This is a genomic window from Paenibacillus sp. JNU01, assembly GCF_059130585.1.
In genome coordinates this window covers 4396236-4409361 of sequence record NZ_CP169723.1, presented here as the reverse complement: position 1 = coordinate 4409361, position 13126 = coordinate 4396236, and the positions used below count along the sequence as shown (strand labels likewise).

Annotated in this window: 11 protein-coding genes; 3 read left to right on the top strand and 8 right to left on the bottom strand. The window is 49.7% G+C overall.

What is annotated here, in order from left to right:
• Positions 1–141: 141 nt before the first annotated feature.
• Positions 142–1575: a serine hydrolase domain-containing protein gene (locus NLBNIHML_RS19285; protein WP_494352535.1), complete on the top strand. Its 1434-nt coding sequence runs from the start codon at positions 142–144 to the stop codon at positions 1573–1575.
• Between the two features lie 195 nt (positions 1576–1770).
• Here NLBNIHML_RS19285 and nagZ read toward each other — a convergent pair whose 3' ends face one another.
• The 7 genes from nagZ to NLBNIHML_RS19250 all read right to left on the bottom strand — a co-directional run bounded on the left by nagZ (position 1771) and on the right by NLBNIHML_RS19250 (position 9847).
• Entirely contained in the window at positions 1771–3459 is a 1689-nt protein-coding gene (nagZ, locus tag NLBNIHML_RS19280) for a beta-N-acetylhexosaminidase (protein ID WP_494352534.1), read from the bottom strand.
• 31 nt (positions 3460–3490) lie between these two features.
• Complete coding sequence (locus NLBNIHML_RS19275) at positions 3491–4687, bottom strand: exo-beta-N-acetylmuramidase NamZ family protein (protein WP_494352533.1); 1197 nt, start codon at positions 4685–4687, stop codon at positions 3491–3493.
• Entirely contained in the window at positions 4687–5397 is a 711-nt protein-coding gene (locus NLBNIHML_RS19270; protein WP_494352532.1) for a hypothetical protein, read from the bottom strand. The genes NLBNIHML_RS19275 and NLBNIHML_RS19270 overlap by 1 nt, the downstream gene beginning before the upstream one ends.
• 48 nt (positions 5398–5445) lie before the next feature.
• On the bottom strand, positions 5446–6555 hold the full coding sequence (locus tag NLBNIHML_RS19265) for an ABC transporter ATP-binding protein (RefSeq protein WP_339239168.1): 1110 nt from the start codon (positions 6553–6555) through the stop codon (positions 5446–5448).
• 43 nt (positions 6556–6598) lie between these two features.
• The gene (locus NLBNIHML_RS19260; RefSeq protein WP_105601619.1) at positions 6599–7432 is read right to left on the bottom strand and encodes a carbohydrate ABC transporter permease; all 834 of its coding nucleotides are present in this window, start codon (positions 7430–7432) and stop codon (positions 6599–6601) included.
• A gap of 83 nt (positions 7433–7515) precedes the next feature.
• Positions 7516–8439: a carbohydrate ABC transporter permease gene (locus NLBNIHML_RS19255; protein WP_339239167.1), complete on the bottom strand. Its 924-nt coding sequence runs from the start codon at positions 8437–8439 to the stop codon at positions 7516–7518.
• Positions 8440–8494: 55 nt separating this feature from the next.
• Positions 8495–9847 (bottom strand): ABC transporter substrate-binding protein, encoded by a 1353-nt coding sequence (locus NLBNIHML_RS19250; protein ID WP_339258427.1) that lies wholly within the window; start codon positions 9845–9847, stop codon positions 8495–8497.
• Between the two features lie 360 nt (positions 9848–10207).
• Here NLBNIHML_RS19250 and NLBNIHML_RS19245 point away from each other — a divergent pair, with 360 nt between their 5' ends.
• Together NLBNIHML_RS19245 and murQ are read left to right on the top strand one after the other, a co-directional pair.
• Entirely contained in the window at positions 10208–11170 is a 963-nt protein-coding gene (locus tag NLBNIHML_RS19245; protein ID WP_494352531.1) for an N-acetylglucosamine kinase, read from the top strand.
• Between the two features lie 22 nt (positions 11171–11192).
• Positions 11193–12098: an N-acetylmuramic acid 6-phosphate etherase gene (gene murQ / locus NLBNIHML_RS19240; protein WP_339239164.1), complete on the top strand. Its 906-nt coding sequence runs from the start codon at positions 11193–11195 to the stop codon at positions 12096–12098.
• A gap of 151 nt (positions 12099–12249) precedes the next feature.
• Here murQ and NLBNIHML_RS19235 read toward each other — a convergent pair whose 3' ends face one another.
• Positions 12250–13089 (bottom strand): MurR/RpiR family transcriptional regulator, encoded by an 840-nt coding sequence (locus NLBNIHML_RS19235; protein WP_339242872.1) that lies wholly within the window; start codon positions 13087–13089, stop codon positions 12250–12252.
• Positions 13090–13126: the final 37 nt, after the last annotated feature.

Genomic DNA, 13126 nt, shown 5'->3' with positions numbered 1-13126 from the left:
ATCTAAATAATCTGATCAGATGATATGAATTATATCCGTTAATCGTTTTGACCCTCCAGGCGAGATCGTTTACAATGCTCATAAGTTGTCTATTCATGAAACGATTGGAAGGGGAGGATTCACATCTTACGTAAGTCACACATGCAACAACCTGTTTCCACAGTATATTCATCCATGTTTCGTATCCTGTTAGCGTTCATCCTGTGCGCAGGCCCGATTCTGGGACAAGCCGGCATCACGGCAGCCGCAGCCCAGACAACGCAAGCAGTTCACATTGAAGTGAATGGTGAGCAGCAATCCTGGAGGAACGCACCACTTATCATCAAAGGCTCAACGTTTGTTCCATTGCGGGATGTCGTCACATCCGTTAAAGGCACCTTGAAATGGGATAATCACACCAAGACAGCTACCATTACCGTTGGCAGAGACAAGCTGGTGCATCAGGCTGGCAGTAATTCCATTAGGGTAAATCAGGTTGATCTTGCTACAGGTGTGAATTCACGTACCATTAACGGTACGTTGATGGTGCCTGTCCGGGCCATGGCCAATGCAATCAAGGCAGACATTAAGGTCCAACGAACAGCCACGGGTCAGATGAGCGTGAATATGGTCACGGATCAAGTCAGCCTGCTGAACAGCGAAGTTGCCAGCGTAGATACGTATCTGCGCGAGATCAACTATCCAGGTATGGCGCTGATTGCCCGCGATGGTGAAGTCCTGTTAAGACAAGGCTACGGCCTTGCCGATGAACAGACGCTGAATCGTCCGGATCAGAAGACCCGAATCGCATCGCTGAGCAAATCCTTCACGGCCGCGTCCATTATGAGTCTCGTGGAGGAAGGTAAGATTAATGTGCAAGATCCAATCTCCAAGTATATCTCCGGCATTCCTAAGGGAGATCAGATCACACTGCATATGCTGTTATCCCAGACTTCAGGTCTGCCATCCGCATTTGGTCGGGGTGAAGGAACTTCCATGGAAGAGACTGTAGAAGAGATTCGCCACAAAACGCTGAAGTTTGAACCAGGCAGTGCATATCTATACAGCAACAGCGGGTATGTTCTGCTTGCATACGTCGTAGAACAGGTATCCGGCATGAGTTACGCCGATTATGTGCAGCAGACGATACTGAAGCCACTTGGCATGAAAAATTCGGGAGAGGCTTCCCGTAAAGTGCATACAATTAGTGGTTTTGTTCAACAAGATAACGCCTGGGTAACTGCTCCTTATTATGTTTCTCAATCCGGATCGGGCACCATCTATTCCACAGTAGATGATATGCTGAAATGGGACCGTGCACTGTATACGGACAAGATTCTAAGCCAGGATACGATTGAACAGATGTATGAGCCATACTCCGATAAAAACTATGGTTACGCCTGGATTCTCAAAGAGAACGGCAACAACCGTACCGTTTTCCACAACGGTAGTGGCGGCGGGTTCGCTACAGCCTTTTCACGTAATCTGTCCGATGATATCACGATTATCCTGCTCGGTAACCACGCAGGTATGGACATGACTTCACTTTTGGATGAAGTTGAAACCAAGACAGCCCAAGCACTGCAATTGCAATAATGTATAATTATTTGTATACACATAACAAAGAGACGGTCCTATAAAGGATCGTCTCTTTGCGCTGTATATGTTTTTATTTTTACGACTCATACTTCCACTTCACTCAAACAATCTATTTCCCATCCTGCAAAAGGCAGAGCAACTCGCATTCTCATCATTGCCAGGCAACCATCCATCCGTTCGTTCAACATTCGTCTACTTTATCGTCACAGGAAGCTTCCCTGCAAAAGGAATGTGTCCCATCAGCGCCTGAGCAACGCTATCCATGGCAAGTGGCCGGCTCTCGTAAGCCGCTACATAGACTTGTGCACCCGGAATCGCGAGCAGATCATAGGGACTTCGCAATGCCACCACTGCCAATGGCTTGCCCAGTTGCTGCAACCAGCCGATCAGTCGACACTGTGGATCACCGGAAGGACTTCCCGCATTGTAGGTACCTACCACAATCTGTCGAACCCCATCCTCTTCCGCTGCTTGAAGCAGACGTGCGGAACGAATGGCAACTTCCTCGGGCGTAACCACCCGATCAACAACATCCAGACCATACTTGGATAAAGCTGAGCCCAAGGTGAACGTCTGACTCAGCTGTTCGTCTGCAATTGTCGTCACGGACGTGGCAACCGTTATGACCAGCGTACGTTCCGGCTTCAAAGGCAGCATATTCAGCTGATCGCGTACCAGTGTAATACTGTTCTCGCTAATTCGGCGGGCAACCTCTTGGTGTAATGAACTGTTGCGCTCAGACCCGCTGGAATGTGAAAGATCTTTTGATGAATCCGGGGAGGTCATATTTGAGAATGTACTAATCACTTCATCATCGCCTGCACCGTGCAATTCATTCTCCAGCAACCCATGTTTCGCCTTGTACATCAGCAAGCGGGTCACTGATTCATCGATACGACTTTCGCTAATCCGTCCGCTCTCCACAGCTGCTAGCAACGCTTCAAATGCCTCTGCCTGAAGTTTGGACGTATGGCTAATTAATACCAGATCCGCTCCGGCCTCTACCGCCATCACAGCTGCATCGACCGTGCCATAGTTCACCGCAATGGCATCCATCTCCATACAATCTGTCACGATCATGCCCTCATAACCCAGTTCCTGGCGAAGCAGACCGCTTAATACGGTATGCGATAGCGTTACGGGCAGACCTTCTGGCTCCAGTGCAGGGAAATAAATATGCGCTGACATCATGGCATCGACACCTTCGGCGATGGCGGTGCGGAATGGAATCAACTCCAGGCGCTCTACCCGATCACGATCATGAGTGATGATCGGCAGGTCCAGATGAGAATCGGTGTCCGTATCCCCATGCCCCGGGAAGTGCTTGGCTGTCGCTGCAATCCCGGCGTCCTGTATTCCCGCAATGGTTCTGGCCCCATATTCTGCAACGGATTGTGGAGATTCACCAAATGATCGTACACCAATGACCGGATTGGCCGCATTATTGTTCACATCCAGTACTGGAGCAAAGTTCATATTAATGCCCATGGATTTCAGCTCCAACCCACTGATATATGCCGCCTGATACGCATCGTCGATGGAACCGGCAGCGGCGATGGCCATTTGTCCAGGCATCAGAGCGATTCCTTCAGTAATTCGAGCTACCATGCCACCTTCCTGATCAATGGATATCCAGAGCGGCACATGTCCGCTGCTTTTGACAATCTGTTGTAGCCCCGACGATAACCGTTCTACCTGCTCTGGCGACTCAACATTTCGTGCAAAATAGATCACCCCACCAATGGGATACTTTCTGAGAAAGGATTCCACATCGCCAGTAGCTTCAGTGCCATGGAAGCCACAAAGCAGCATTTGCCCGACTTTCTCACGCAAGGTCATCTGTTTCAGACGAGACTGGTATAACTTTTTTTGCCCAATCATTTCATGCCTCCCTCCGATAACCAACATCCGTTTATGGATATAACAAAAACGGCTTTCGCCGCTCCTTCCATTCTGCTGCCTGTACCTTCCACGCTTCCATTAAACAAACGAATTCCGTACGGTCATGAATGGTCTCCCTGACGACCTTCCCCCCTGTCAGGAGGTCGATAAAGTACCTCGAACCCGGCTCAGGCGGCTCCAGCCAGCAGAATTGCTCCGGATAGAGTGACACCAGTTCATGCAAAAGCACTAGCCCCGTCTCTACCGCCCGGAATTTCCTGCTGTCCGTTACAAAGATCCTTACGCCACCACACAGTTCACCTGTATGTTTGGAGAATGTTGGCGACATGTACACTGGATGCACATGCACACCTTCCAGCTTGTATTCCCGAAATCGTTCCGCCAAACGCTTCCCCTCAACCCAGGGTGCCCCAATCCACTCGAATGGGCGGGTCGTGCCCCTGCCCTCCGATACATTCGTGCCTTCGAACAGGCACGTACCCGCATATACCCTCACACTGTCCAGCGTGGGCATATTGGGAGAGGGCAGCATCCAGGGAAGCCCACAATCCGCAAACTCCATAGCGCGCTGCCATCCTTCCATGGCAACCACGTCCAATTCACAAGGTACATCCATCTCGCTGTTGACCATCAGGGCGAGTTCACCTACCGTCAATCCGGTACGTATAGGTACACGCCAGGCACCCACGAGTGATTCATACCCAGCGTTCAGCACACCGCCCTCCACGACGTCCCCTCCCAATGGATTGGGACGGTCCAGAATCAGCATTCGTTTGCCTGATCGAGCGCAGGCTTCCATCATATGGAACAAGGTTGAGGCATACGTGTAATAACGGACGCCCACATCCTGAATGTCAAACAGGACCGTATCGACTCCTGCCAGCATTGCAGGCGTAGGTCTCTTGTGATCCCCATACAGACTGAACACCGGAATGTCCAGACGTGGATGATGCATGTCTCCGAATCTGACACCCGCCTGAAGTTCTCCATCCAGTCCGTGCTCACAGGCATAGAGCGCTGTAAGCTCGGCATTAGCCAGTCCCGCGCACACATCTATGGTCGATACAAAATCCGCTGTAATTCCAGTCGGATTCGTAATTAGACCGATTCGAGCACCTGTTAACCATGGATGCGATAACCCTCTCGACAGAAGGTCAACTCCCGTTTTTACAGCCGGCATCTGCCCGGTTCCATTCATCTGGCTCATTACACATTCCCCTGGCTGATCCACCCTGTATGCTGGTGATCATTACCGCCTGTTACGACAGGTTCCTCTTCAGGCTCCAGCACATTGAGAGCCACCTTATGCTGATAGATGGCAAACATACCTCCAAACAGCGCTCCGAAACCAACAACAGTCAGCATCAGCAAAGCAGTCAGGCACATGGCCTGAAAACAGGCACTCATCGTGTACCCCGGGTGACGGAAGAACAGCTTTACACTTTCCCCCATCGCCTGGAGGATGCCCATGTTTTTTTGTAAAACAAGCTGCCAGGTATAGAACTGTGACATCACAGCCATGAGAACAAAGAACGTCTGGAATACGCCTACCGCTGTACCTGTAATCCCACCCTGTCCACCGTAATACCACCAGGTTGACCATAGAATGAAACCAAGCACGGCGAAAAGCACACCGACTGATCCTCCCGGGATTATTCCCTTCACCGTTCCGAGCCAGATATCCTTAAGCCCATTACGGCGTTCCTTGCGTTCCAGCCTGTGATGCATGGCATAACAGACCCCGAACAGGAGGGGCATATATATCAAGGCCAGAAGCAGCACCGCAATCGGTAGCGGAGCAAACATCAGAATGGGAACCAATACGATGGAGCTAACGACACTGTACAGAGCCACTGAAATAATGTCTCGATAGATTTCTGCGCCTGACTTGACCAACACTTCACTCAGCTTACGCATTCATTGTTCTCCCCTTTCTTACCGTTCCTCTTCACCCGGCCCGGTCTTTTACTCCCGTCCAATCGCAAGCTCTGTCTCTGGATCAAAAAAGTGTGCCTTACGCAAGTCCAGCACAAAATTTTTGTCCATTCCTACATAAGCATGTGTTTCCGGGTGTACCTTGGCCGTAACCGTACGGGTACCGGAATGGAAATACACCAAATTCTCGGAGCCCAGATGCTCTACAACCTGAACCCGCGCCTGCAGCATATGGTCTGTCGGGATATTCGGAGCGACATCATCACCAAAAATATGCTCTGGGCGCAGCCCCATAATTACCGGCTTGCCTTGATAACTCTCAAGACGAGCAAGTACATCCGCTGGCAAAGTGAATGAGGCCCCCTCGATGACAACCTGTGTACCGTCAATCCGTGCATCAATAAAGTTCATTGCCGGGGAACCGATAAATCCGGCAACGAACATATTCCGCGGACTCGCATAAAGTTCTTTCGGTGAAGCCACCTGCTGAATATCGCCATGATTCATAACCACGATGCGTTCTCCAAGTGTCATGGCCTCCACCTGATCATGCGTCACATACACAATCGTGGCACCAAGACGTTTATGCAGTTCTCCCAATTCCACTCGCATCTGCACCCGCAACTTGGCATCCAGATTGGACAGTGGTTCGTCGAATAAAAACACCTGTGGATCACGGACAATCGCACGTCCCACTGCCACACGCTGGCGCTGACCACCAGACAGCTCGCGTGGTTTGCGTTCCAGCATCGCTTCCAGTCCCAGAATGGAGGCCGCATTCTGAACCTGTTCATCAATATAAGACTTTGGCTTTTTCAGATTTTTCAGGCCGAAGGATAGATTTTCACGGATGGTCATATGCGGATAGAGTGCATAATCCTGAAACACCATCGCGATATCCCGATCCTTCGGATGCAGATCGTTAACAAGCCGGTCACCAATCACAATATCACCGCTTGTTTGCTTTTCAAGTCCGGCAATCATCCGCAGTGACGTTGTCTTGCCACAGCCCGAAGGACCCACAAACACTACGAATTCCTTATCTTCTATAACAAAGTCCGAACCGGCCACAGCCGTGAACGTTCCTTTATGATCGTCTTTGAATTCTTTGCGCACTTGGCGAAACTCCACGCGTGCCATAGGTAGATCCCCCTTTACGTTGTCGCTTGTCCTGAACTAACAGTTAACCTTTAACTGCACCGATCGTAATGCCCTGCAGGAAGTAACGTTGCAGTGAGAAAAATAGAATGATCATGGGCAGCGCACCTATTGTTGCCCCCGCCATCATCGCGCCGAAATCGGTTGATTCGGCAAACACGAACGAGGCCAGCCCCACTTGAATCGTACGCATCTCATTCGAATTGGTAATCAGGAACGGCCAGAAGAATTCGTTCCACGAAGCGACAAACGTGAAAATCGCCAGCACCGCGATCCCCGGCTTCGCCATCGGCAGGATCACTTTCCAGAAGATGCCGAACTCGCTGCATGCATCAATACGCGCCGCATGAATCAGTGATGTGGGCAGCGTGGACATGAACTGTTTCATTAGGAATATGTTCCCTACGCTGACGGCAGCAGGAAGAATAATAGCTGTATACGTATCCCCCAGATCAAACACATTGACCATCAGAATGTACAAAGGAATTAACGTCACCTGTGCTGGAATCATCATGGTCCCCAGAAGAGTCCAGAACACCGCCTGACTACCCGGAAACTTCAGTTTGGCAAATGCATATCCCGCCAGGGAGGCGAAGAATACATTGGTTACGGTCAGTATGATCGAGATGAGCAGCGAATTGTACAGCCAGCGCCAGGCATCGGTTTTGGCAAAAAAGCGCTCATATGGCGATAACGACAACTGCTCCGGGATCATCTGTGGTTTAAACGACGCCGACATCGCGCTATCCTGCACCGAACCGACGAGCATCCAGTACATCGGAATGACCGTCACCAGCGCCCAGACGACCAGCAGAATGGATGCAACAACGAGCAGTGTCTTTTTCTGTGTTGATTTCATGGATTTCATTCACCCCCGGATGCTTAATGCAACGTGCTCTAATCGTACGTGTTCAAAAAGGTCGGTTTTCAGTTGAACTACCTCTAATACTCAATATCGCTCGAGAAATATTTGAACTGTATGACGGAAATGACAATGATGATAATCGCCAATACGAACGACTGTGCCGAAGCCAATCCAAATTCATAGAATTTGAATGCCGTCTCGTAGATCAGATAAGCGATCGTTGTTGTCGCAAAGTTTGGTCCACCCTGTGTCATCAGATATACCGAGATAAACACCTGGAAAGACGTGATCACACCTGTAACGAGCAGATACAGCGTTGTTGGTTTGAGTAGCGGCCATGTAATCTTGCTGAACTGGGTCCAGCCGCTGGCATGATCAATATCCGCCGCTTCGTACAGCGATTTCGGAATACCGCCCATGGCTGCCAGATACAGAATAATGCCCGCCCCGTGCGATCCGAGCCAGTTCATGAGAATGAGGGAAAAGAGTGCCGTTCCCGACTGGCCCAGCCAGATCACCGGGTCAAGGCCGAACAGGCTGAGGAAGCGGTTCAGCAGTCCCGAATCGGTTGGATCAAAGATCGCCAGCCATACAATGGAGATCGTTACCCCGGAGGCTACCGCAGGCAGATACATCGTAGCTTTGAAAAAAGTCTGCCATTTACTTTTCATCTGATAGATGAAATAGGACAGTACAAATGTAATGAGAATATTGACTGGGACTGTACCTACAGTGAAGATCACCGTATTTTTAATCGACTTCCAGAACGTCTCATCCTTCACCAGTCGCTCGTAGTTATCCAATCCAACCCACGTCGAATTCATAATGTTGTATTTCTGGAAGCTCATCACGAGAGCTGTTAGTACGGGATACAGTGTGAAAATGAGAAACAGCAGGACAGGCGCCAAAATGAACAAATACGCCCACCCGTAATCTCGCCAAAACCGGGCAGCCCGGGAAGTCCGGGGCGCAGACGGTTTTGGCGCAAGGGCGGTCTGCATGGCGAATCCTCCTCTCCTAATCAGTGTGGTTATACATTATGTTTGATTGTCCACGTTATTGTCCGAACATCTGCTGGCCTTTGTTCTTGAAGTCTTCTGCGATCTGCTCAGGTGTTTTCTCACCCGAGAACAGCGCCTGAATGTTAGGCTTCACTACTTGTTCCTTAAATTGTTTTTGCTGTGATGCTTTGTCGATATCCAGTTCCAGTACAACCGGCATCGCAATATCCTCTGCCATGACTTTCGCAGCAGCCAGATTATCGGCTTGACCAAGTTCTTTTCCTTTAAACAGATCCACCTGGGACTGTCTTACGAATGGGAGAGCCAATTCATTGGCGGAGTTCCCTGCTTTGGCGCCACTGAGCGCTTCCATCACCAGGAACGTATTTTTGGCATGCTGCTCGCCTTTGTCCTTCTTCTGTTTGAAGGCTACATACCCTTCGCCGCCCATCGTTGTTGCCGCAGGTTGATCATCGTTATGCGGTACAGGCAACAGGACAAAATCAATCTTTTCCCCCTGTACCTTGCCATCATCGATATCCTTGTTGCGGTTCTGAATCATCACATCATAATAAGGAATCGCTTTGGAGATGATCGCTGTTTCCCCTGCGTAGAACATATCCGTCCGTTTCGCTGGAGCGAGAGCTGCCGTTTCCTTCGGCATATACCCTTGATCCATCAGGTTTTTGATAAAAGAGAGGGTGTCCAGAATGCGACCATCATTCCATTGGAACGTGCCGTCTTTATCAAGAACATCAATCATGCCGTTGTTCCTGGATAACAATTCAATGAAATCGAGCGAAGTACCATCCGTAACCAATGCATACTGCTTAGCCCCGCCATCGAGCGTTTTGGTCAATTTGGCTGCGGCATCGTTGAATTCGGACCAGGTCCAGCCATTTTGCTGAATCGATTTCCAGTCAATGCCCGCTTCCTCCAGGATCCGTTTGTTACCACCCCAAGCCCATTGGAATTGATATAAAGGCAGTCCATATTGTTTCCCCTGAATCTGGCCTAACTCAAGCGTTCCTGGCAGATAATCGTCCTTGATCTCAGGTGTCAGGTAGCTGTCCAGCTCAAGTGCCAATCCTGTATTCACATACGTGCCGTCTACACTATGAAAGTAAAGATCCGGCGGGTTCCCGGCATTCAGAGCGACATCGAATTTTTTGGGCCCTTCCGCCCAGGAGAGCATTTCCGTCTTCACGGTAATGTTCGGGTGTTCCTTATTGAAATCAACGATTAGATCCTTCAGTTCATCTTCATATGTTCCATGTACTGGATACGTCCATACGGTCACCGTATCTTCTGCATTGGGATCATCTGAAGCAGCGCCCCCGCTATTCCCGCAGGCAGTAACCATGACCATCATCAACAACATTGCCCACACTAGACCCTTCTTTTTCATCCCTTCATCTCCTTCGCGTGTCGTCTCCCGATAATTGCATTGCCTAACCGTGCTACCCCTTTTGAAATCATCCATCCTTAAACGGCTTAACAGACTATTGAGCGTGGCAGTAAGGAAAATGCACCTCCCTTATGGATTAGACCTGAACGTACGCAGGATTAATCTCTTAAATGCAATATAACGTCAACTTAGTTGACATTAACAGTATTAATTCCTTCCAAAATTGTAGATTGAGTTCATTATATGAGCTCTGAAATAAAAATTCAACATTATTTTTTAATATAAAATTTAATTTTACTTTTTCATTTTATGCCTCTATACTATGTAAAAAGAAAACTCAAGCAATCGAGGTGAGCCACTTTGCGAGTATATGTTGGCGTAGATGGAGGCGGTACCAATACTGATGCAGCAATCATTTCTGAATCTGGCGAGATTCTCGCCCGGCTCAGCGGAGGCCCCACGAATCCTCACAGCGTACCCCTGGAACAGGCCCTTTCCGAACTGCAACGAGTGCTGGAACAGCTATTCAATCTAAAAAGTGATCTATCGACAAATTGTGAAGGTATATGCCTCGGTATGTCAGGTGTAGATACCGTGCAAGAACGGCAACTTATAGCCGACGCTGTAAATAACTATATGAAGAGTCGTAATCGACAGGGAGCAGAAAGCTGCCCTGTCTGGGTTGTATCCGAAGGAGAGATTGCCCTGATGGCCTCTCTCGGACATACTCACGGTGTATTGTGCATCTCTGGAACAGGGTCCATCGTGTACGGATTCACGCTAGAAGGAGAACGATACCGTGCAGGAGGCTGGGGTCATCTGCTAGGAGATGAAGGGAGCGGCTATCGTATTGGACAACGTGCACTCCAAGTGGTCATGCAGAGCTATGATGGTGTTCTTCCTCCAACCCGTTTAACCCCGCTTCTTCTAAAGAAACTGAACCTTCGGGATATATCGGAGCTAAAGTCGCTGGTCTATCAGACGAATTGGGGCAAAAGCGAGACAGCATCCATCGCCCGCCTTGCTGTAGAGGCAGCTGAATCTGGAGACGAGGCTGCCCAGGCACTGATCATCGATGAGGCCGCACAATTGGCGGATACCGCCAAAGCGCTGATTGCCCGTCATCCCGAATTTGCATCTACTCAGGTTGTCCTGTCCGGGTCGCTGTTTCGATATGCAGCCCTTTTCCGAAATACATTTATCCAGAAGTTATCGGGATATTATGGAGAGTTGGAATTTGTATATCGTGAAGATGCCCCTGCTCCATCGGTAGGTGCAGCACTACTGGCAAGAAGATGCCGTTCCCTGAATGTATCATTCTAAAAGAGAGAAGGAGGCCGTACAGATGAATCACATGCTGAACTCATTAGTAACGGAACAACCCAATCCACTAACGGATCATATAGATGAATTGCCATCGGCAGAAATTATGGAACTGATCAATAAGGAAGATCAACGGATTGCAGAGCTTATTCAGCCCCTGATTCCAGTCATTGCCCAAGCGGCGGATCGGATCTTGGAGGCCTTTCAGTCTGGCGGCAGGCTATTCTATGTAGGTGCAGGCACCAGTGGACGATTGGGGATACTTGATGCTTCGGAATGTCCGCCTACCTACGGAACCCCTCCCTCCATGGTGCAGGGTATTATTGCAGGGGGATTCCGGGCAGTGAAGGACCCTGTTGAAGGTGCTGAAGATAGTGAGGAATTGGGAGCGGCGGACCTTGATGAACATGGATTAGACAAAAACGATGTCGTGGTTGGCATTGCAGCCAGTGGGCGAACGCCGTATGTGCTGGGTGCGATGAGACACGCCAGGGAGATCGGAGCTACGGTGATCAGCCTGAGTAACAACGCAGGTACGCCGATGACCCTTTTGGCTGATGTGAGCATCGAGGCCGTTGTCGGCCCGGAGGTTGTCATGGGATCAACACGTATGAAGGCAGGCAGCGCCCAGAAAATGATACTGAATATGCTCACCACTACTGCCATGATTCGTCTGGGCAAGGTTTACCGTAATTTCATGGTCGATCTGAATCCTTCGAACGAAAAGCTTGTCCATCGGGCCAAACGCATGATCCATCTGGCAACCGGAGCGAATGAGGCAGATATTGAACAGGCCTTTGCCGGTGCAGACGGTCATGTAAAAACGGCAATCGTCATGCTGATGGCTGGTGTGGACGCCGTGGAAGCACAGCGAAGACTGGATCTGGCTGACGGATTTGTCCGCAGCGCCATTGCCGGTCCTTCCTGAACCAAGCAGGGCGCATCGTCCTTGAAGTTGAAAGAGCCTGACATCAGTCTGGGCTCTTTTTGGGCTTTTTTTATACGAAAAGCAGATATTATTGGCATCAAAAAATCCCCTCCTGTATGATAAACAGAAAGGGGATTCATATGATTCTACTTCATTTATGCTCCAGAATAGCCTGCCGGCTCTTCTCCAAATATTCCACCGACTGGTTGTAGTCGCGACTGGCAATCGCCAGATACAAAATGTCGATCACGTTCAACTGGGCAATCCGTGACGATGTTGCTCCACTCCGAATATCACTTTCGGTGGACGTAATCATCAGAGGCACATCCGCCATACTGCTGAGTGTATTGCTGCCCCACTTGGTAATGCTGATTGTCGCTGCACCGCCTTCGTGAGCATGCTTCAGACAGGAGATTACATTCGATGTCTCTCCTGAATACGAGATACATACCACCGCGTCATCTTCGCGGAGCGTCGTTGCAGACGAAATCTGCATATGTGGATCGGCAAACGAAAAGCTTGTGCGATTGATTCGCATGAACTTGTAATGTGCATCCAGCGCAATCAGGTTCGAGGCCCCTACCCCATAGAAAAAAATCCGGTTTGCCCGATGAAGCACGTCCACAGCCTTTTCCACCAGACGTGGGTCCAGAATATGAACCGTATCCTTCACTGACTGAATATTATTTGCGGACACATGCTGAATAATGCTCTCCATGGAGTCCTGGGGACGAATCTCCGTATAATTATATTGCTCATCCGTCTGTAAATCTCCAGCAATCTTAAGCTTCAGTTCCTGGAAACCCGCTACCCCGAGCGATTTGCAGAGACGAATAATAGCTGCCGGGCTGCCCCCGCTACGTTCGGATAACTGTGCCACCGAGGACTGGACAGTTTCTTGTGGGTGATCGAGAATATAAGCTCCGATTTTCCGCTCCGATGGGGTCAGGTCATCCATTAATGCGCGTAAACGTACAAGTCCACCTTTCATGCTCTCCATTCGCTCCTCCTTTCCATACTGCATTCAT